The sequence below is a fragment of the Dyadobacter sp. genome (genome assembly GCF_039919315.1).
In the GTDB taxonomy this organism is placed as follows: Bacteria; Bacteroidota; Bacteroidia; order Cytophagales; family Spirosomataceae; genus Dyadobacter.
Genome location: NZ_JBDSFX010000075.1, coordinates 219,069 through 239,914, shown reverse-complemented (window position 1 = coordinate 239,914; position 20,846 = coordinate 219,069). Strand labels below are relative to the sequence as shown.

The following is a 20,846-nucleotide window of genomic DNA, read 5'->3' as shown; positions in this document are numbered from 1 at the left end:
AAAGTCCACCCCAAACACGATCCCGATCATCACGAAGGCGACCAGGATTGTCGCCCAAAGCCCGCCTCGTCGCCGGGTCATGACGGGCATCAGCCAGATCACCAACCCCGCGATCACGATGATCGCCCCGGCAATGTACCATTTAAAAAAAAGCAACGTAATGATCAGCAAAGCGGCCCCTACCATCCCGATGGCGGGTATAAAACCGGGCATTCCTTCCCGGTATAAAACAATGGCAAAAGAGGCAAAAACCAGCATTGAACCAGTTTCATTGGACAAAAGGATCAGGAATGCAGGTAATGCAATGATCCCGAGTATGGGATAATAATCTTTCAGTTTCCGGGTCAGACTGATCGCCGGATCACTTAAATATTTGGAGATGGCGAGGCTGATCGCAAGTTTCGAAAACTCTGCAGGTTGTAATGAAAAAGCACCGAATTTGATCCACGAACGCGATCCATTGATATTGGAACCCGCAAACAAAACGATCACCAGCAGGAAGATGATTACCGCATAAATGATAAATGAGAAAGTTTCGTAAAACTTGTAGTCGATCACCAGAATGCAAATGATCAGCAATGCTGCCGTCCCGATCCACATCAGCTGCTTACCCGCATTGTTCGACATGTCAAACATGCTCGTTTGCACCTCCGGATTGTACACCGCCGCGTAAATATTGACCCATCCTATCCCCAGGCAGGCCATGTAAATGAGTACGACGACCCAGTCTACATTTTTGGTAATGGGCTTATTTTCCGGCATGGTTTCGTTGATTGAATATTTTGAAATTCAGTAGTCTTATGGCCTGACAGCAACTGGCTTGTTAGCAGCAGTCGGCTTCGCAGGAGTAACCGGTTTTTTCTTAGTGGTATCAACCGGTGCCGGCTTTTTCTGTCCTGACAAAACAACTTTGCTCATAAAATCCGCCTTGAACATCCGCTCTTCCAGCGCTTTGTTGGTTATTTTCCCGGTCAGGTATTTTTCAATCATCAAGTTAGCAATCGGAGCGGCAGCAGAACCTCCTGCACCAGCGTACTCGACGAAAACAGCAATCGCAATTTTAGGATCATCAACAGGCGCAAACGCGATAAAGATAGAACTGTCATCGCCGCGCTTATTCTGAGAAGTTCCGGTTTTCCCGGCGATCATAATGCCCTCCACCTTCGATCTCCTCGCCGTACCCCCTTCCACGGCGCCGATCATGCCCTCGATAACCGGGTCAAAATTGTGCGCATCCACACCTGTTTCATGTTTGATCAGGTAGTCCGGGTTTACCGATTTTTTATCACCGATGCCGTGGATTACGTGCGGAGTATAAAAATAACCGCGGTTTGCTATGATAGCCGCCACATTGGCCATTTTCAAAGGCGTGATCAGCAACTCTCCTTCGCCAATACTCAATGAATAGATATTTGAAAACTTCCACCGGTACTCGCCGTAAAAACGGTCATAGTACTTTTTATCTGGCAAATTCCCCTTGTACTCACTCGGCAAATCGATCCCGAGACGCTGGCCGATCCCGAATTTACTAATGGCATCGTGCCAGTTATCCAGCCCGACAGCCGAGGCACGGAATGTATTCTTAATGTTGTTTTTATAAATAAGCCTCCTGAAAACATTGTAGAAATAAGGATTACAGGAATGCATCACACCCAATGCAACCGTTCCTGTCGCCGGGTGATTATGGCAGTGCATGGGGCAATTGGCATGTGTAAAGCCACTTCCAGGCGTGATCACACCTTCCTGAAGCCCAATGAGCGCTTGTATCAGTTTGAATGTAGAACCAGGTCGGTAACTGGCCATGACCGGTCTATTGAACAGCGGCTTGTATGGATTTCGCACCAGGGCCGAAAAGTTTTTGGAAAAATAACGACTTGCCAGAATGTTAGGGTCATAGGTCGGAGCCGACACCATGGAAATGATCTTGCCCGTTTTCGGTTCGATCGCCACGATACTCCCTACTTTATTCACCATCAGGCTATCGCCATACTGCTGCACTTCAAGATCGATCCCTGAGTAAAGATTTTCTCCCGCAACCGCCATTGTATCCAACTCCCCACCTTTCCAGGGGCCTTTGTAAACACCGGCTACATTCTGCATTACAAACTTGGTACCCCTTTTTCCCCGCAGCTCATTCTCGTAAATTTTCTCTACACCACTCTGGCCAATGTAATCGCTCTGGCGGTAATAGGGTTCCTCCTGTTTTTCAAGCTGTCCTTTGGTAATCTCGCTCACATACCCGAGCGTATTGGCCAATGTGGGCGCCGTGTAGGTGCGTAGCGAGCTTTTTGCGAATTCAAACCCTCTGTAATCCACCATCACATCCTGGATAGACGCAAAATCTTCCTTCGATAATTGTCTGAGAAACAAAGACGGTTTGTGCCGGCTATATGCGCTTGCCGCAGCCATCAGACTGTCAAAATCATGTCTTTCAATACCCAAAACCTGGCAAAAACGCAGTGTATCCTCTACCCGGGCCTTGGAGGGCGTCACGAGCAGGTCATAAACGGGTGTGTTGTATACGATGAGCTTTCCGGTACGGTCATATATCTGCCCGCGGAACGGGATTTCGATTACCCGCTTAATAGAGTTGCTGGACGACTCGATTGAATAGCTTTCGTCCAGAACCTGTAAGTAGAAAAGTCGCAATAAGTATATTAGACCTACTAAAGCAAAAAAACCAATGATGACAAAGCGACGATTTTCAAGCATTCTGCACTATAAATTCCTGTTCCCAAATTTCACACGAAGATCGTCATATCAAAAGACTTATCAAAGCCCGGATGCGCATAAACGCATGTAAAAAACTCATTTTTGAAGGAATATATTTCGCCTATTCTCCTTTGGCCACGACCATCACCACATCCTCTTTATCGACGACTACGGCACCGTCGGGCAAGCCTTTGGGTTTTCGGACAAATTTTTTGGGTGTGTAGATCACCGGGCACAACGAATCGTTTTTTCTTTTGGAATAAAATGCAGCAAGTTCTGCCGCACGTTCTATCACCGGCGCCGGAAATTTCTTACCGGATTGATTTTTGATCACCACATGTGACCCGGTAACGTCCTTCGCATGCAGCCAGAGATCCTCTTTATTCGCATATTGCTTCGTGAGCAGATCATTGTTTTTGGCATTACGCCCGATCAGAATGGTGTAGCCTAAAAACGATACCTTTTTGAAAAGATCATCGACTGCAACAATGGCTTTGCTGTGATCCAGACCGTTGGTTTTCAGGTAAGCGCGTAATTCACGCAATGAGTCAATAGCGTCAATTTTTTTAACGTGCTCATGAAGCTGCGCTTTTTCCGCTTCACGGGCTTCCAGACTATCATTTAAACGACCTAATTCAATCTTTTCATTTTTGGCTTTTCTGTAAAATCCTTCCGCATTCTTCTGGGGCGTCTGGTCTTTTTTCAATTTAATAACGATGGGCTGATCTCTGTAAAAATCAAACAGCTCGATCCGCTCCGTCCGCTCGGGAATCTGGTGCAGATTGGCCATAATGATGTTTCCTACCTCGTCATTCTTGACAGCTTCTTCCAGTTCAACCAGTTTTTTAAATGTATTTTCAAGATAATTCTCCGTCTGCTGAACCCGTTTTTTCAGTATCCTCAGTATTTCAGCCTTTTCTTTTTCAATGCCACTTAGTCTGATATAGGCCAGATAGAAAGCATCTAATGCTTTCACCGGATCCGTGTAGGTTTCGATGATCTCGCCCGTTTCAAAAAGCGAAAGCACCGGAATCAGCTCTATTTTGGTTACGTAAAATTTACCTGCATTCAGCTCATTCAGAAGCTCCTGAATAATACCCCAGCGCTCCTCGGCGTATTCTTTCACTTTTAATAAAACTGCAAGATGCTGATTAACCAGCTTTCCAAATGTCGGAAACAAAGCCTCGTGCCGCAGCTCATTTTGAATGTAAGCTTCGTAAGACTGGTCAATGGACCTGTTCAGGGAAGAAATGGTAATGGACTTGTCGGCAGGAAGCTTATTGTTGAAAATCTGCGTTACCTCACCATGACTGTCAAATGCAATGAGATTGGCCCGGTTACCAAAAAGTTTGAAAACCAGTTTCTGCTCACCGGAAAAACTGATCTGGATCGCCCGTTCATTTTGAAAAACACTCACATACTCAACCTGCTTTGCGTTGAAATCATTGAAAAGATTGACGCTGTTTCTGCGGGCGCGATCAAATTTATCGGGAAAGCTCAGGCATGAAAAATTCGACCTTAATGTAGCTTTGATGAAATAGGGATTGACCAGCTCCTCTTCATTCCCCTGATCGGCAAACACCAGAATTAGCTCATCCTTTTCCTGACTGAAGGCTTCTATAAATTGTTTGCCAGACAGTTCATCGTGAAGCTTCGGAGCAAGTTGTTTTAAAAAATAATAATTCTGGTGCACGGTAATTCTGAAACATTTTGGTCAAAATTAGGCAGTTTTTACCGGGTAACCAGTCAGCTGGGATAGTTTGGACATTTCTTTGTTCAAATCATGAAGGAATCCATGGTCAGCGAGCCATTTTTCGCTGTAATAAGTATCCTGATACCTTTCGCCAGAATCACATATCAGCGTTACAATCGATCCTTTTTCATCATTGGCTTTCATTTCCAAAGCCAGTTGAAGCACACCCCAGAAGTTGGTACCAGTCGACGCACCTACTTTCCTGTTAATGAGGGACGAAAGCATTTTCATGCCTGCAAAACTTCCCGCGTCAGGCACCTGTATCATGTGATCCACTACCGTTCTGATGAAGGAAGGTTCAACACGCGGACGCCCGATACCTTCTATTTTGGAGCCGTGCTCGCTGCAAATTGTCGCATCATTATTTTTCCAATAATCAAAAAACACTGAATTTTCGGGATCAACTACGCAGATCCGGCTTGCGAATCGCTCGTAGCGTACATACCTGCCCAACGTTGCCGACGTACCTCCCGTACCTGCACCGGTTACGATCCAGGTGGGTACCGGGTATGCTTCATACTGCATTTGCCTGAAAATAGATTCGGCGATATTGTTATTGCCACGCCAGTCGGTGGCCCGCTCCGCATAAGTAAACTGATCCATAAAGTGGCCGCCATTTTCCTGCGCGATCTGCCTTGAAACCTCATAAACCTGCGCCGGATGATCCACAAAATGACATTGCCCGCCATAAAACTCAATCGCCTGGATCTTATCCTGACTGGTTGACTTTGGCATAACAGCAATAAATGGAAGACCCAACAATCTTGCAAAATATGCCTCAGAAACAGCCGTAGAACCACTGGAAGCCTCCACAATGGTAGTACCCTCGTGAATCCAGCCATTGCAAAGCGCATATAAAAACAGCGATCTCGCCAGGCGATGCTTCAAGCTCCCCGACGGATGCGTGGACTCGTCTTTGAAATAAAAATCAATGTCCGGAAAAGCTGGCAAAATGAGCGGAATCAAATGCGTATCCGCCGATCGCTGATAATCCGCCTCAATTTTCGTTATCGCCCTGGTACACCAGTTATTGGAAGTGTTTGTTGATTGCACGATTAAATTAATTACTTAAAGAGATACAAAGAATAGAAAAAGGTTGTTAAGTTGTAAATGGTTTTAAAAGAAGACTACTATGGAACAGGCGACTAAATTAAATTCCTTGCAGCTGTTTATGGTCAAAATGTTTGAGAAACAATTGGATATCAAACAGGAAAGGGAGATCAAGCAATTGCTATCAGATTATTTTGCTCAAAAGATTGATGAAGAAATGGATCAAATCTGGGTTGAAAAAAAGTTGTCTCAGGACGATCTTGACAACGCGCTTTTGATTCACAAACGCACGAAATATTAAAAATCCTCATGATACTCGTCGTTGATACCAATTGTTTAATGGTGAGTATTCCCAAACTTTCAGCTACACGCTGGCTTTTCGATTCGCTCAAAAGCGGCGGTTTTCAGTTTGGCATATCAACAGAAATTTTGGAAGAATACGAGGAGGTTATCGGCCAATTTTATTCCCCGTCCTAGCTACCAATGTTGTGGAGTTACTACCAAATCTCAGCAATTCGATATGGGTCACACCTTTCTACAAATGGAATCTCGTTAAAGATCAGGACGATAATAAATTTGTTGATTGTGCCATCGCTTGTCAGGCAGACTATATTATCACACATGACAGACATTTCAATGTATTAAGTAACATTCCGTTTCCGAAAGTAAAAACCTTGAAAATGAATGAACTACAAGAACTACTGATACATTAAAAATAAGAGAAGCTTTCCCGAACAGGAAAGCTTCTTCAATATTACTACTACACTTAAAAAATATCAATGCACCCCAGAGGTGTCGACTTTGGTTTTGCTGCTGCGTGTCCAGAGTACGAATGGGACGCATATCAGGAACATGACGCCCAGGTATAGGAACACATCCATGTAAGACATCACCTGCGCCTGCTTGGTCACTGAGAAGTCAAGCATTTTGTAACCACTTTTCAGAGCAATGTCGGAGGTCATACCTTTTCCTATAAAACTACGTTGCAAACCTTCAACCCGTTGTTGTACAGCCGGATTGTTAATATCCAGCTTGCTAACCAGGTCATTCCGGTGAACCATATTCTGTCGGGCCAGGAAGGTGGTGATCACCGCAACTCCAAACGATCCGCCTAGCTGGCGCATCATTCCGGTAAATGCAGCGCCTTCCCCAATTTCACGGCCTTTCAATGTCGATAAAGCCAATGTTGTGATCGGTACAAATAACAATCCGAGACCAATTCCCCTCACAATCAGCATATTGAAAAACGCATCGCTGCCTGTATCTGGTGAGAGGATCAAGTACCCCCAGTAACTGTAACCGAAGAAGAATATCATTCCCAGCGCCACAAGGTATTGTTGTTTTACACCGCGTTGGAGCAGCTGCCCTACTACCGGCATCATCATGGCCGTCACAATCGCAGCCGGAACCATCAGCATCCCGGATTGCGTCGCCGTCCAGCCTAACGTGGCCTGGGTGTATAATGGAATGATGAAAGTAGAACCGTACAATCCAAAACCCAATATGAAAGAGAGGATCGTGCCAACCCGGAGGTTTCCATTGGATAGGACCCGGAGATTCACGATCGGGTTTTTGTAAGTAAGCTCCCGCCAGATAAAGAAGAAGAATCCAAATACAGCCGTAACGGTCAGCAGAATGATAATTTCATCATTGAACCAGTCTTCCTCCTGTCCTTTTTCCAACACATATTGCAAAGAACCTACGGCCACTGCCAGCAGGATAATTCCCCACCAGTCAATTTCACTTGCTGTCTTTTTTACAGAAAATCTCGGGCTTCTTACAAATTGCAGCGTAAGCATGGCCGCAATGATCCCCAAAGGAATATTGATGTAAAAAATGTAAGGCCAGCTGTAATGATCGACAATATAACCTCCCAGTGGCGGGCCCAATGTTGGTCCCACGATTACTCCCAAACCATAAATAGCCTGGGCAATGCCCCTTTTTTCAGGTGGGTAACTTTCAGTGATCAGCGTTTGAGCAGTTACTAGCAAAGCACCTCCGCCAAGTCCCTGGATCAAACGGAAAAATACCAGTTCCCAGATGTTATCCGCATTACCGCAAAGAAAAGACGCTACGGTAAAAATGATAATGGAGGCAGCAAAATAATTTCGGCGGCCAAATTGTTGCGACAGCCAGCTTGTCATCGGCACAATGATCACATTACCAATGGCATAGGCCGTGATCACCCAGCTAACTTCTGACAACGTACCGCCCAAATTTCCGCGCATGTCGTTGAGCGCCACATTAACGATCGTGGTATCCACGATTTCGAGCAATGCACATAATACGGCTGTGATCGTGATAATGACCCTGCGGGAGCCGTATTCGACGAGTGATTCCTGTAATTCCATTTAATATTGGTTTAGAATCGAATTCGGATCCTTAGTTCAGTTCTACATCTACGAACACGTTCATACCCGGACGTAATTCTGCAATTCTTTTATCCTGTGCTTGCGTAAATTCTATTCTTACCGGCAGGCGTTGTACCACCTTCACAAAGTTACCACTCGCATTATCAGGAGGCAGCAAGGCAAAACGTGCTCCGGTTGCAGGTGAAAATGAGGCTACTGTGGCTTCAAACTCGTGATCCGGGTAAGCGTCCACATGTATGCGAACTTTTTGTCCCAGCTTCATTCTGGTCAATTGTGTTTCTTTGAAATTCGCTACCACCCAAGGCTCAGTTGTTGAAATAATGCTAAAAAGCTGTTGGCCTGCCTGTAAAAACTGACCCAATTGTGCATTCACTTTCGACACGCGACCGTCTGCCGGTGCTGTGAGCACGGTGTATGACAGGTTCAGTTTCGCATTATCGATCTCAGCTTGGCGTGCTTTAATGTTCGCATTCGCCACACTTGTCTGTACCGAAGTAGCACGTGTTTGCTTGCCAGCCGCTTTTGCCTGACGCTCTGCCGCGTTTTTCTGTGCTACCAGCACTGCCAGCTGACGCTCCGCTTTTTGCTTGGTAGCCGAAGCCTGCTCAAATTCCTGCTGCGTGATCGAATGGTCCTTGATCAGGTTTTCATATCTCGCAAAATCCTGGTTGGCTCTCCACACATTCACTTTCGCCTCTTCGATCTGAGCCTCCACGATGGATACATTTGCTTCGTAAGTAATACCGCTCGCCGCAGATGCATTGGTAGTCGCATTGGCAACGACCAGGCTTCCTTCCGAACCGGCAAAAGCGGCCTGCGCTTGTTCCAGCTTAATGATCTGATCGCGGTTATCGAGTACGATCAACGTATCTCCTTTTTTAACAAACTGATTGTCTTTTACTTTAATCGCCGTTACGTAGCCTGCTATTCTTGGAATTACCGGGCTGATGTTGGCGTCAATCTGCGCGTCATCGGTTTCCTCGTGGTGCTGGCCATGATTGTATTTTGTAAAGCCCCAGGTTCCTCCTACTGCAATCAAAATGGCAAGGATAATAATGAAGGTGTAGCTTTTCTTTTTAGGTGCAGCTTCCTCGGTTGCTGTGTTTTGGTTGGTTTCCATATATACTTTAAATTATGAATTCTGAATTTTGAATGACTGAATAACCGGGCCGCCGGTGCGATGAATCTCACTTAATTGATCACTCCTGCTGTTTGTTCTAATTTTTTGTAGGCTACGATGGCGTCGGCTTTGGCGGTTTCGTAATTGATCCGGGACTGAACCTGGGCTACGTCAGCATCCAGTAGTTCGGTGGTCGTTACCAGGCTGTTATCGTATTTATTTTTGGTGATTCTGTAATTTTCGTCAGCCTGATCCACCGCTTTGGCGTACACATCGATTCTTTTTTTGCTTAAAACATAGTTGTAATAAGCTGTATTGACTTCCAAATGAATGCGATCCATCAGTATTTCCTCATTGGTTTTCAGCTGGTACACTTTCGTACGCGCCTGCGCCATTTTCGCGCCTGACTTCCACAATGCACCGATATCGTATTTTAAACCGATCCCTGCATTCACAGCATTGGGGATCATCGCTACGCCCGGAATATTCAATGCGACATAACCGGCAGTAAGCGCAACGCTTGGGTAAAAATCGGCCTTCACCACTTTAATGTCCGTATCAGCAGCTTTTTGGCGAACGCCATTGGCAGCAATGTCTTTTCTGTGTGTCAAAGCAGTTTGTTCCCATTCTCCTGCATTACCCTCTTCTTTCAATGTGATAAAACTGGCGGAATCTGCAAGGAGCGTGGTGTTTTCGGGCATTCCCAGAATCAGGTTCATATTGATCGTGGTCACTTTCAAATCATTTTCAGCATTCAACAGGGCCAGTTCAATGTTTGACTCCTGTAATTTTGCCTTCATCAAATCGTTTCTCGCCAGCATTCCGTTTTTCTCACGATTCGTAAACTCTTCCACGCGCTGGCGTTCCCGCAACAGGTTTTCAGAAACAAGGTCCACTGATTTTTTAGCTTTGTAAAGGTTGCTGTAAGCTGCTACCGTGTTCTGGATCACCGCATCACGGTCGTTTTCAACATCCAGCTTCGCAGCCTGTTCCAGGTAATGTGCCGATTCCAGGCCGTACTTGAACCTGAACCCCGAAAAAAGTGGTAAAGAAGCACTAGCCATACCGTACATCGCCTGATGTACTGCTGGTGTGCCGCCCGAGCTTCCGGTACTGTCGTTACCGCTCTGTTTGATTTTCAGGTCAATGTTTGGGGTATTAACCCGCAAATAAGAACCCGATACGCTCAGACTTGGCAACTGGTTTTCTTTGATCTGACGGATGTTCAAACCTGCCATATCTACATTGGTCTGGCTTAGTTTGAGTTGCTTGCTGTTTTTCAGGCTCATTTCAATGGCTTCCTCCAACTTGATCGTGCGTGCGGTTTGGGCATACGAATGAGCTGTGGCCGCAATCCAGATGATCCCGGTAGCCACAAAAACCATTCTTTTAATTTTCGATGTGGTGTTCATTTGTAACTGTCGATTTAAATAAACTTTTTAGGTGTTGGCTTAATCTTCTTTTGAGATACTTCTGAAATTCTTCTTCCTCCATATCTTCCAGATTGTTGATTTTTCTATAAAAATCCTGTGTTGCGATCGCGTAATTAATGGTGCCATATAATGTTGTGGACATTAGGCTCAGATCAATGTTTTTGCGGAAAACACCAGCTTCCTGTCCTTCCAGGATAAGTTGCTGCATCAACTCCACATTTCGCATTTTCAATTTCCTGATATGGTCCGAAATAACCGGCGTGCGCTCGCTCGAAAGCTGCTCCCGTAGCATAATGTTATGAAAGCATTGATTTCCCATCAACTTATCAATCGCGCTGTCAATCAGCATATTGATCTTTTGGATAGGATTTAAATCCTCGTCCTGAATCAGGACTTCCATCCTGGAACGAGATTCCGACATACGAAGCTGAAACAAAGCTTCGATCAGTTTTTCCTTGGAACCGAAGTAGTAGGATATCATCGAAACATTCACATCTGCCTCCTGTGCAATGTCCCTCACCGACGTCCCCGCAAAACCCTTTTGGGAAAATAACCGCTCTGCGACTTCTATAATCTGCAACTGTTTAGCGCTGTATTCCATTTAACTATCTCATTAACAGGTCTATGTTTACTTCTGATGTTAATGACGATACAAAGATAAAAGGCATAAAAATAAAAATCAAACGATCGTTTGATTTTATCAAACAAACGTTTGATTAGTAAAAACAAATATTAGATAAGTACCATTAAAATTTTTTAATGTTATAATTAAAATGGCTGCAACGCTTGATCAGCTAATTTTGTCCTGTGAGTACATAGTACCACATCAACACTCCTCTATCCTGAACCCATTATGAAAAAATATACCGCTTTCAAGCTGCTGATTGCCCTTTTTCTTCCATTGTTATTGGCACCGGTCTTTGGTCAGAAAACCCCTCCTGGCTGCGGCACCAACGATTCATTGGCGGCTGAGTATCTCGCCAAATATTCGAAGATCAAAGACCTGACAAAGGCGAGATTGGGCGCGGAAGAAAAGCTGGAATACCGTCTCGCGCTGGATGTCAATTACAAGACTTATTTATTGTACAATGGTGATAAAGACCGAATTACCAAGGAGGCATACCGGTTTATCCAGGAAGCATCCGCCGTTTTCGAGCGGGACGTCAACATTAAGCTCTCCGTGAGTTTTATATACATCTGGGATAAGCCCGAACCCTATGCATTGGAACAGGACGGCGATTATTATAGCAATGTTCTCAATTACTGGGAGGCCAATCGCCACGAAGAAAGAGACGCCGTGGTCAGTTTGTCTTGCAGGGATGGCTGGTTTTATGGCGGTTACCGAATGTGCTCTTCCAACTTCCCCCGTCCTGATAACTATGCCGTATCGGTCGATTTGCTTTGTCACGAGCTCGGGCACACGCTTGGGTCCCCGCATACGCACAGCTGCTTCTGGCCCGGCGGCCCTATCGACCGCTGCACCAATCTTGAATCCACGAACTCGGAATGTGAGGACGGTTACCCGGAATTTGTCAATGGCTCGATCATGTCCTATTGCCGCTCGGTACTGAGCTTTCACCCACTTTGCCAGAACCTCATGCGTGACTATGCAGAAGGCAAATTGCAGCCGAGCTTTAAGCTGAATGCATTCAATGAAAAACCGACCCGTTCAGGGTTACTCACATTGAGAAATCCTGATCCCGGAGCCGCAACAAACACGCCTTCATTTGAATGGTACGCCTCGTTACGGGTTGAAAATTACCGGTTTCAGATAGCCAAGGATGAAGCTTTTACGCAGATCGTAGAAGACACATTGATCAAACAATCTCATTTCCAATCATTTGGACAAAGTGAAGGCCGATATTTTGCACGTTATCGGACCGAAAACGAGTTCAGCGCGGAAGGCTGGTCTCCGCTGGTTGCGTTTACAATTTCACCTTTTTCCGACCATAGCGAACCGCCATTGTTGCTGAATATCGCTGTCGACAGTTATGGCAAGATCAACGGCTCATTCCACAAATATGCCGACATCAGTGCTTATGAGGTGGAGGTTACGGACTTTTATGAGAACAAAATTTACAGCTGGAAGCTGGAAGCAACGCCCAATGCATTCCAGTCCTTTTCGCTTCCCGTGGCTTTTGAAAAATACAAACTTTATAACGCCCGTCTCAGGGTTAACAGCCGGAATACTTGGAGTAAATGGTCCACAACTTTCTATATGGAACAACCATGGACTACTGATTTGTGGGCTCAGAACAGGATTGACAAAACTTCCAGCAAACCGCTAATGGCTTCGGCCGTGTATGCAACCACGCTAAGTGATCGTGACATTACTGGTAAAATGGAAATAGCCACCGACCCGGAATTCAAAAATATAGCTTACACCGGTACTATTACCACTAATAAGCTGAACCAGTGGCATTCAAACAAGGTACTATTTGAGCCGACATTGTCGGAAAACACCTCCTACTATATGCGTTCGATGGCACAGCGGTCTCCGAAATCGTACTCCGGCTGGTCCATGGGACAGTTCACGACTGGTTATCTTGATGCACGTTTTGAATATCTGGGTGTAGTTTCGCAAAATTTGCAGCTCGTTCAATATGCGAACAGCAATTTCGTGAGAAACAAGTTTTATAATATTGGCTCTGAGCTCTTTGTCTATGATATTTTCAGCGGCTATTACTTGTCCAGCGACTTAAAAACCTGGGCGCCGCATATCTCGTCTACTACAAATGGCAAAAGTCCTAACTACCTAAATTTCTTCGGAGTATCCAAAAAAGGGGACGTTTATATGATCGACCAGGTCAATAAACTTGTTAGAAAATCAGGCAATAGCTATGAAAGCTTTACACCGCCCGAGGCATTTTTCATGGACGAGTACAGCGCTATCGTACCTACCGAAAACAACGGTATTTTTTTCAAAACGTCTAATAAGGGAGTGGGTCATTTTCAAAATGGGCTATGGACATTTTTTGATGAAAGAACCTTCCAAAGTAACAAATCCGTCAGCATTGCCATGGATCAGGATGAGGAGGTATGGACAGTCATGGAAGGAGGAGGCGTTTGGAGCAATCAAAATGGTGTGTGGAAAAACCAGCCATTTTTGGCAAATTGGCGAGGTTTGATTGGCCTCGCGTTTGACAATGACAAGACTTGCTATGCTTATGGAGAATGGGGCGTAGTGAAATTAAACCGCGACCTGCAAGGGTGGGAGATCATGGATGCTTTTGCTTCTCATCCCATCAGAAAGTTAATTTTTGGCAAGAAAAACGAAATGTATCTTGCCTCCTACACGATCTATGACCAGGACATTCAACATCATGCGCTTCTTACTTACATCGACCAGAAATTGAATGTCTATGATGACGGTTTGAATTTCTTCAAAGAGCCGTTTGACCTCACTATTTTCAATGATAAATTGCTGATCCTGACTAGCGGGGGCGAATTGCATTCATTCGAAGAAAACAAAATCCAGCGGTTTGAGCCGAAAACTGACTATTGCGCCGGAAACATTGCCGATGTGACCATTACGTCCAATTCAACATTTGCCCAAGATAACGAGACAAAATTTGCGTTGAAAAACACCGAAAACGGAGCAATAATGGTAGTACCAGCTCTTTCGAGAAACGGCAATGTATTCCAGGTCCAACTTCCGGAATCAATTTTAAAAGGAAATTACACACTCCAAACGCAGACCAGCAATCCAGCGATCACAAGCAATGTCAGCACAGCTTTCACGATTCACGGCGCCACGACGGCAGAGATATCGATGGTGCCAATGGATAAATTCAAGGTACTATTAAATACCAGCGTGGGCCCGGGACTGGTTTATCAATGGCAGCGGGACGGTATGGATATCGCCAACGCGACTACTTCCTCCATCATCGCCGATCAGTCGGGCGACTATACGGTGCGCATTACCAATCAGGGCGGCTGCCAGACAAAATCCAGCGCAGCTGCTGTATCGCTAAACAGCCCTACCGAGATTACATTGCTTCAAAATACACCCAACCCGATAGCCGCTACCGGCGAGATCGCTTTTTATCTTCCGCAAGCCGAGGAAACTGTTCTTAACCTATATAATGTACAGGGACAAAAAATCGCGGAACTGAAAAAAGGCTATTTGCCCGAAGGTTGGCATTTCGCTAAAATTGACGGAAATCAGCTGGCTGCCGGAATCTACATTTATGAATTAAAAGCAGGGAATACTGTCAAATCGCTTAAAATGGCCAGATAGCCTCATTTTACGCGAGTTGGGTTTTCGCTCACAAAAGCGCCCCAGCCCCCTTTTTTAGATTTTTTGGAAGAACCGGTGGCTAATGCAGCAGGAGAATTGGCGTGGTACTGGTGACATATCGCGATGGCAATACCATCGGTAGCATCCATAAATTCTTTGCTCAGCTCCATTTTGAGGATTTTTTCAAGCATGTAGGCAACCTGTTCTTTGGATGCGCTGCCGCTTCCGGTCACCGATTGCTTTACTTTTTTGGGAGAATACTCGACTATGGGGATATTCCTGGCCAATGCAGCCGCCATTGCCACGCCCTGTGCCCTGCCTAGTTTCAACATGGATTGCGGGTTTTTACCATAAAAAGGGTCTTCAATGGCCATTTCATCAGGCAGATAATCCTCGATCAGCTGGGTAATGCGCTCAAAGATTTTCTTTAACTTCAATTCGTGCGTAGTATATTTGCTCAAATGAATCACACCATACTGAACCAGGGAAATTTGCTGTCCTTTAACCGAAATAACGCCGTAACCCATGATCTGGGTACCGGGATCTACTCCAATAATCACCTTTTCGGTAGCTTCGGTTTGCTGCATTTTAATCATGGTGCAAGATAAGGAACTCTCCCCGCCAAAAGAAAAAAGAAACAGGCGAAACCTGCTCTGGCTGGGCAAGCTGATCGTTACGCTTTTGATCCTCAGCTACATTTACAGAACTTTCACAAATGAACAAAAAGGCATTTCCGACATCGGTCAGGTTTTTAGAAGCATTCTCAATGCTGAACATTTCCCGGTCATTGCATTCATGCTGATACTGGTTCCCGCAAACTGGGCACTGGAAAGTTTAAAATGGCAGAAATTAGCTCAAAAAGTGGCTATACTCAGTTTTTGGGATGCTTTTCGCGGCACTTTAACCGGTCTCGCAGTAGGAGTCGCAGCCCCCGCGCAGCTCGGCGACACCATTGGCCGGGTCGCAGCATTGAAGTCGGACCGGCGACTGGAAGCAATCGGGGCGGCGATCGTGTCCAATGGAATTCAGTTCTACATTTCAGTGGTTGCCGGAGCCATGGGTTGGTTTCATTTGCAGGAAAAACTGGCACTTTCATCCGCTGCAAAGCAAATGTTAAGCATTCTGCTAATCATTATTTTGTTGCTCGGCGTGCTGGCAGTCGCATTCCGGAAACAGCTCACTGAACGGCATCCCAAAAACCCGACATTAAAAAAAATTCACTCCTACCTACGCATTATCGGGACTTACACGGGCGACGAATTGGGCTTATCCGCTTTTTATGGAGCACTGCGTTACATTGTATTTTTAACTCAGTTTGTCCTCGCATTGTCGCTCTTCGATTTTCCGGTACCGGCGTTGGAACTGGCATCCTGCGTTTCGCTGATATTTCTCGCGAAGACTTTGATTCCCGCCGTCAATGTGCTCGGCGACCTGGGATTGAGGGAATTTACGGCCTTACTTGTATTTGCTTCCTACGGGTTACCTGCGGAAAAAGTCATTGCTGCTACCTTTCTGGTCTGGATCGTGAACGTGCTCGGCCCTATCCTGATCGGGATATTCCTGATCTGGAAATATAAATGGAAACGGAACAAATGATCGAACAATACCTGCTTTCCTGGCTAATTCCTGTCATCGGAAGCTTTATCGTGAGTTACGGCATATTCACTTTGTGGCTTACTTTTTTTTGGAATAAAATAAAAAGCTTCCGCGATTCAGCAATTAATTCCCCTGATTTTATCAGCGTAATTATTCCCGTTCGCAATGAAGCGGAAAATATTGGTTTACTCCTGCAAGATCTGGCGCATCAGTCTTTTTCCTTTTCCCAATTTGAGATACTGGTCATGGATGATGGCTCTACGGACAACACGGCCAAAATCGTCAGGGATTTCAGTCAACATGCTGCTTGTACCATTCGGTTGATATCATTGCCCGACATTGCTACCAGCTCACCCAAGAAAAGGGCGATAGAAACGGCCATTAGCGGCGCAAAGGGAAATCTGATCGTGACAACCGACGGTGACTGCCGCGTGCAGCCGGGCTGGCTGCAAGCCATTGCTACCTGCCACAAAGCAACCGGAGCCAGGCTGATCAGTGCGCCGGTCACCTTTACCGAAGAAACTTCTCTTACGGATCATTTGCAAACTGTCGAATTCGCCAGCCTTATAGGCAGCGGAGCAAGCGCCATTTCAGCCGGACACCCGTCATTATGTAACGGCGCTAACCTCACTTACGAGAAAGCAGCATTTCACGCAGTCGGCGGATTTGATGGGGTTCGGCACATTGCCTCCGGAGACGATGAATTTCTAATGCATAAAATCGCGGCAAAGTATCCCGGCGGCGTTCATTTCCTGAAAAATCCACAGGCCATAGTCAGTACATCGGCGCATAAAACCTGGGCGGGATTTTTCCGGCAGCGGAAAAGGTGGGCGAGTAAATGGAAGCATTACCAGAGCCGCACGCCGCTCATTTTGGCAGTTTATATCTTTATGAGCAACCTTTCATTACTGCTCTCCGGTTTGTTAATGGTCACCGGTAACATCACTTTTAGTGACTTTCTCACGCTGGTTGCGATTAAATGTCTGCCTGAATGGTTGTTTCTGAGTACCATATTAAAATTTCTTCAAAAACCCCGGTCAATGTGGTACATCCCGGTTACCCAGCTCTTCTACCCGTTTTACGTCTGCTTTTTCGGGATGGCTGCCCAGGGGAGCGAGTACATCTGGAAAGGTAGAAAGCTCGTTTAAACACAAAAAAACTGTCGGCAAAACGATCCGACAGCTTTAAGCTTCACATAACGCTATATAGGATCAGGCTCTCACTTTTTCAGGATTTTGGAAGAATATTTACCTTCCTCATTCACCACATTCACGATATATAAACCCTGAGCAAAAGCCTGGACATTCACTTTTAATTCTGTTTGATTTTGGCCGGGCAACATTTCGTACACCCTTTTTCCGCCCAGTGTCAGTATTTCAAACTTTTTAAGAGGAGAGAAACTTTTCACATTGACAACATCCTGCGTTGGGTTGGGATAGAAATCCACTGCAAGTCTTGCGTCACATTGCCCCGCTTCCACGCTACGAATCGCGCTGTATTCGAAAGAATCGTTGGTATCCACCTGCTGCAAACGATAGTAGTAATATTTCGAAGGAGTGGACTCAGAGGAATATGGAGCATCTTTAAAGCTATATTCACTTTGGCTCGCACTGTAATTGATCCGGCTCACTGATGTGAAAGTTCTGGCGTCCGTAGAGCGTTGCACCACAAAGTGTGAGAAATCTGTCGCTTCGGTCACCACCCATTTCAATTTTACATCGCAGTTCTCATTGCTGGCCGTAAAGCTCGCCAATGTCACCGGCAGCGTAGATCCGGGAGGAGGGCTCGTGTAGCATGTTCCCTCAGATTCCGGATAGGTAATGCTGATAATCGTCCATGGATCAACGGTAACCCGGATCGTTGCACCCAAAATGCGGAGGGAGCCGTTGCGATCATCCGCTTCTTCCCACTTGCCACCATTTTTAACCCAGCCCGGCCATGCTACTCCGTTTCCTTCGCCATCCAATGCCGCACCCGGAAACAGTATGCTTCCTTTCAAATCCTTGCCATTGTCTTCCTGAATCACTTTTCCTTCCGAATTGATCCATTCAATTTTGGCTGTTTTGCCCGTCGCGTCGAAATTGGTAGGCGTAATGGTGTAGTCAAGATATGGAGCGTTTTTGAAACATTTAGACGTCGCGACTACCGAGATCGTTTTTTCAGCCGGCTCGGGAATGGATGGAAGGAACGGCCAAAAGTGAATTTCGTCGCCATTGTGAATGTAGCTTTTCGCAATGATCTGACCATTGATATTGCCGTTATTTTGTTTGATCAGGTTTGCTTTTGGAGTAAAAATAGTGCCGTGGATTGGGGTACCACCTCCTAATGTAACCGTCTTGGTTGCGTCGGGAAAGTTGTAGATCACATAACTACCCTGCGGATCGGAAAGACCGCCCACACTTGGGAAATTGATTGTGCTAATACCACCATTATTGGCGCAGAAAGTAGGGAAGTCAACGATATTGATGATAAGCCCGAAAGAACCGGTGTAAGTTTTGGTGCCCAGTGAAGGTCCCGAAGGAATGCCCTCAATGTTAGTATTACCAATTTTATTCCATACAGCGGCAGAAACCGTCAGCACATTGATTGCATTAGGGTTAACCCTGATCTTGGGATTGTTTCCAATCGCATTCGGATCCAGATACGGCCCCATCAATGCGCCTGGAATTGGGTTACCATTCTGATCAAGGATTGCCAGGTTGTCAGCCATATCTCTCAATTGGTTAGAACGCTTCATCATGCTAATGAACGCTCCGTCGATATCGATTTTGCTGGCGTCACCGGTACCAAACACATTCTCACAAACAGGATTGTAGCTATCGCTCACGTCAGGGCTTCCCCAGGCATTGGGATGTGAATTAATATGAATGTTTGGAGTCTGATCGTAACCCGAGCCGTTATCAGCGGTGATGCGGATATTGGTAGTTGCGTTGTTATTATCCTTAAACCAGGTTTTAAGGTTTGTGGTCACCGATCCGTCCGAGGCACATTGCCCGATCTTCACGTAGTTGGTACCATTCACCTGCAAGCTTCCGCTATTGAGCCTCACCCCACCGCGAACGGCAAGACCAATTGAAGCGCCTTGTACGAAAAATACACCGTGATCTTTATTAAAACTGATCTGGTGTTGGTTTGAGATCAGATTACCTCCAATAGCAATGGGGCCTTCCGTCTCATTGGAATTAAGCGTAACATCTCCCTGAACGAATATATTGAATCCCAGAGACGTTGAAGTGGGGCTTTGCGCAGTGGCCTGTCCGATCGTCAGGGTGAAAGCGCTTAGCACTATAAGTGATAGAGGTTTGGCGAACATTATAAGTCGAGTCTTTTTATTTACTCAACAAAATTAGAGCGCGTTAAAAATTAGTAATTTTTTTTGTGACCAGTCCGGGGAAGTTTGGGGTTAGCAGGGGGATTCCAGGGGTGTAGAAATTACAAAAATTGCACTTTATCAATATAGTACGTAAGCATTTAAAAACTAAGTAGCGATACAGTACGATTCATTCACTACATACATCTGCCACTACTTCTACTAAAAACAGCCAAAAATGGCTAATTAATTTAGAATACTTTTTAATAGTCTACAAAAAATGTTCTTAGTGATGTTTTAATGGTATTTTAACAATACCAAACAAGTGAGCATTAGAAATTCAATAAATTGTAAAATTCCCGGCAACCCCATTTCCATAGTGTCCAATTATTTGGAGCTTGACTTCTTTTTAATTTCCTTGATTTCATTCTGCATTTCTGCCAACATGCGCATTAGTTGCTGCATGTCCGTCTGCGGTTCGGGCAGTTCCTTGCTGTGGAAGCTATAATATTCCCAAAGCTCGATCACCTCAGAAACGGGCACGGTATAGGCAAAATATTGCTTGTTAAATGATTGCAGGATCATTGTTCCATCCTTATTAATGGTCACCTGCTTAAATACAAAATCCTGATCGCCTCTCAGGATTACAATACAGGGGGTTTCAGCTTTCAGCGATGTCCAGTCCTGTACGTAACGGGTGATAATGTCACTGCCCTCGGGTACGGGAAGCATGGAATCTCCAATGGTTGGAAACATCCGGAAGGTGCCATTTTTGGGAACTGTTGGCAGATTAAAGCGCGGTAATGTCGCCAAAAACTCAGGATCACTGTATCCCGACCGATAACCCGCCTTGGCATGCACGGGTACATACTCAATATTCTCCTTTTCGTCCTTATCAACGGTAATGGCCAGAACCCTGATCTGGTCGCCCTTCATAAACACTTCACTGCCTTCTTCGAGATCACGGATCTTCTGATCAGAAAGTTTCGAAAGATCCATTTTAAGGATACTGTCAATGCTCATTCTGAAAAATTCAGAGAAGTTGATGAGATCGTCAATGGTGGGATTGGCAGTTCTGCCGCTTTCATGGGCATTAAGCTTCACCCTGCTGATTCCCAGCTTCTCCGCGAGCGCCTCCTGGCTCAGCCGCTGACGTAAACGAAGGAATTTAATATTAACCGACCAAAAAATTACCTGAGATCCCATAACTGTTGATATTTTAAAAATCAAACATAAGATATTTTAAATATCAAAAGTAGC

16 protein-coding genes are annotated in these 20,846 nt (G+C 45.4%); 5 read left to right on the top strand and 11 right to left on the bottom strand.

The genetic code is table 11. The annotated features are described in order from the left end of the window. The 4 genes from rodA to ABIO93_RS21380 form a co-directional block, all read right to left on the bottom strand. Positions 1-762: rod shape-determining protein RodA (gene rodA / locus ABIO93_RS21395; protein ID WP_348071426.1), on the bottom strand; the 762-nt coding region annotated here is incomplete at its 3' end. A gap of 36 nt (positions 763-798) precedes the next feature. Next, positions 799-2,712 (bottom strand): penicillin-binding transpeptidase domain-containing protein, encoded by a 1,914-nt coding sequence (locus ABIO93_RS21390; RefSeq protein ID WP_348071424.1) that lies wholly within the window; start codon positions 2,710-2,712, stop codon positions 799-801. A 121-nt stretch (positions 2,713-2,833) separates the two neighbouring features. Further along, entirely contained in the window at positions 2,834-4,405 is a 1,572-nt protein-coding gene (locus tag ABIO93_RS21385) for an NFACT RNA binding domain-containing protein (RefSeq protein ID WP_348071422.1), read from the bottom strand. A 27-nt stretch (positions 4,406-4,432) separates the two neighbouring features. Beyond that, positions 4,433-5,518, bottom strand: coding sequence for a PLP-dependent cysteine synthase family protein (locus ABIO93_RS21380; RefSeq protein ID WP_348071420.1), 1,086 nt, complete (start codon positions 5,516-5,518; stop codon positions 4,433-4,435). 79 nt (positions 5,519-5,597) lie between these two features. Here ABIO93_RS21380 and ABIO93_RS21375 point away from each other — a divergent pair, with 79 nt between their 5' ends. Both ABIO93_RS21375 and ABIO93_RS21370 read left to right on the top strand, forming a co-directional pair. Further along, positions 5,598-5,816, top strand: a complete 219-nt coding sequence (locus ABIO93_RS21375) for a hypothetical protein (RefSeq protein ID WP_348071418.1) — start codon at positions 5,598-5,600, stop codon at positions 5,814-5,816. A gap of 8 nt (positions 5,817-5,824) precedes the next feature. Beyond that, positions 5,825-5,992, top strand: coding sequence for a hypothetical protein (locus tag ABIO93_RS21370; RefSeq protein ID WP_348071416.1), 168 nt, complete (start codon positions 5,825-5,827; stop codon positions 5,990-5,992). 299 nt (positions 5,993-6,291) lie between these two features. Here ABIO93_RS21370 and ABIO93_RS21365 read toward each other — a convergent pair whose 3' ends face one another. From ABIO93_RS21365 to ABIO93_RS21350, 4 genes are all read right to left on the bottom strand, one after another. After that, positions 6,292-7,866, bottom strand: a complete 1,575-nt coding sequence (locus tag ABIO93_RS21365; protein ID WP_348071414.1) for a DHA2 family efflux MFS transporter permease subunit — start codon at positions 7,864-7,866, stop codon at positions 6,292-6,294. Between the two features lie 31 nt (positions 7,867-7,897). Beyond that, the gene (locus tag ABIO93_RS21360) at positions 7,898-9,007 is read right to left on the bottom strand and encodes an HlyD family secretion protein (RefSeq protein WP_348071412.1); all 1,110 of its coding nucleotides are present in this window, start codon (positions 9,005-9,007) and stop codon (positions 7,898-7,900) included. A 71-nt stretch (positions 9,008-9,078) separates the two neighbouring features. Further along, the gene (locus tag ABIO93_RS21355) at positions 9,079-10,419 is read right to left on the bottom strand and encodes a TolC family protein (protein WP_348071410.1); all 1,341 of its coding nucleotides are present in this window, start codon (positions 10,417-10,419) and stop codon (positions 9,079-9,081) included. After that, positions 10,397-11,041, bottom strand: a complete 645-nt coding sequence (locus ABIO93_RS21350) for a TetR family transcriptional regulator (RefSeq protein WP_348071408.1) — start codon at positions 11,039-11,041, stop codon at positions 10,397-10,399. The genes ABIO93_RS21355 and ABIO93_RS21350 overlap by 23 nt, the downstream gene beginning before the upstream one ends. A 252-nt stretch (positions 11,042-11,293) precedes the next feature. Between ABIO93_RS21350 and ABIO93_RS21345 the strand changes: the two genes are divergently transcribed. Then, positions 11,294-14,680, top strand: coding sequence for a zinc-dependent metalloprotease (locus tag ABIO93_RS21345; protein ID WP_348071406.1), 3,387 nt, complete (start codon positions 11,294-11,296; stop codon positions 14,678-14,680). Positions 14,681-14,682: 2 nt separating this feature from the next. Here the strand turns inward: ABIO93_RS21345 and ruvC are convergent, their stop codons facing one another. Then, positions 14,683-15,267 carry a crossover junction endodeoxyribonuclease RuvC gene (gene ruvC, locus ABIO93_RS21340; protein ID WP_348071404.1) on the bottom strand — a complete coding sequence of 195 codons (585 nt, stop codon included), beginning with the start codon at positions 15,265-15,267 and terminating at the stop codon, positions 14,683-14,685. A gap of 7 nt (positions 15,268-15,274) precedes the next feature. Here ruvC and ABIO93_RS21335 point away from each other — a divergent pair, with 7 nt between their 5' ends. Further along, positions 15,275-16,276: a lysylphosphatidylglycerol synthase domain-containing protein gene (locus tag ABIO93_RS21335; protein WP_348071402.1), complete on the top strand. Its 1,002-nt coding sequence runs from the start codon at positions 15,275-15,277 to the stop codon at positions 16,274-16,276. Continuing rightward, entirely contained in the window at positions 16,258-17,424 is a 1,167-nt protein-coding gene (locus tag ABIO93_RS21330) for a glycosyltransferase (protein WP_348071400.1), read from the top strand. Before ABIO93_RS21335 ends, ABIO93_RS21330 begins: the two co-directional genes overlap by 19 nt. A gap of 71 nt (positions 17,425-17,495) precedes the next feature. Here the strand turns inward: ABIO93_RS21330 and ABIO93_RS21325 are convergent, their stop codons facing one another. Together ABIO93_RS21325 and ABIO93_RS21320 are read right to left on the bottom strand one after the other, a co-directional pair. Beyond that, the gene (locus tag ABIO93_RS21325) at positions 17,496-19,589 is read right to left on the bottom strand and encodes a choice-of-anchor A family protein (RefSeq protein ID WP_348071398.1); all 2,094 of its coding nucleotides are present in this window, start codon (positions 19,587-19,589) and stop codon (positions 17,496-17,498) included. Between the two features lie 384 nt (positions 19,590-19,973). Beyond that, positions 19,974-20,792, bottom strand: coding sequence for a helix-turn-helix domain-containing protein (locus tag ABIO93_RS21320; RefSeq protein WP_348071396.1), 819 nt, complete (start codon positions 20,790-20,792; stop codon positions 19,974-19,976). Positions 20,793-20,846: the final 54 nt, after the last annotated feature.

Coding starts and splice junctions, on each gene's coding strand:
- ABIO93_RS21390 (WP_348071424.1), bottom strand. CDS start 2,712: ATGCTTGAAAATCGTCGCTTTGTCATCATTGGTTTTTTTGCTTTAGTA.
- ABIO93_RS21375 (WP_348071418.1), top strand. CDS start 5,598: ATGGAACAGGCGACTAAATTAAATTCCTTGCAGCTGTTTATGGTCAAA.
- ABIO93_RS21370 (WP_348071416.1), top strand. CDS start 5,825: ATGATACTCGTCGTTGATACCAATTGTTTAATGGTGAGTATTCCCAAA.
- ABIO93_RS21365 (WP_348071414.1), bottom strand. CDS start 7,866: ATGGAATTACAGGAATCACTCGTCGAATACGGCTCCCGCAGGGTCATT.
- ABIO93_RS21360 (WP_348071412.1), bottom strand. CDS start 9,007: ATGGAAACCAACCAAAACACAGCAACCGAGGAAGCTGCACCTAAAAAG.
- ABIO93_RS21355 (WP_348071410.1), bottom strand. CDS start 10,419: ATGAACACCACATCGAAAATTAAAAGAATGGTTTTTGTGGCTACCGGG.
- ABIO93_RS21350 (WP_348071408.1), bottom strand. CDS start 11,041: ATGGAATACAGCGCTAAACAGTTGCAGATTATAGAAGTCGCAGAGCGG.
- ABIO93_RS21345 (WP_348071406.1), top strand. CDS start 11,294: ATGAAAAAATATACCGCTTTCAAGCTGCTGATTGCCCTTTTTCTTCCA.
- ruvC (WP_348071404.1), bottom strand. CDS start 15,267: ATGCAGCAAACCGAAGCTACCGAAAAGGTGATTATTGGAGTAGATCCC.
- ABIO93_RS21335 (WP_348071402.1), top strand. CDS start 15,275: ATGGTGCAAGATAAGGAACTCTCCCCGCCAAAAGAAAAAAGAAACAGG.
- ABIO93_RS21330 (WP_348071400.1), top strand. CDS start 16,258: ATGGAAACGGAACAAATGATCGAACAATACCTGCTTTCCTGGCTAATT.
- ABIO93_RS21325 (WP_348071398.1), bottom strand. CDS start 19,589: ATGTTCGCCAAACCTCTATCACTTATAGTGCTAAGCGCTTTCACCCTG.
- ABIO93_RS21320 (WP_348071396.1), bottom strand. CDS start 20,792: ATGGGATCTCAGGTAATTTTTTGGTCGGTTAATATTAAATTCCTTCGT.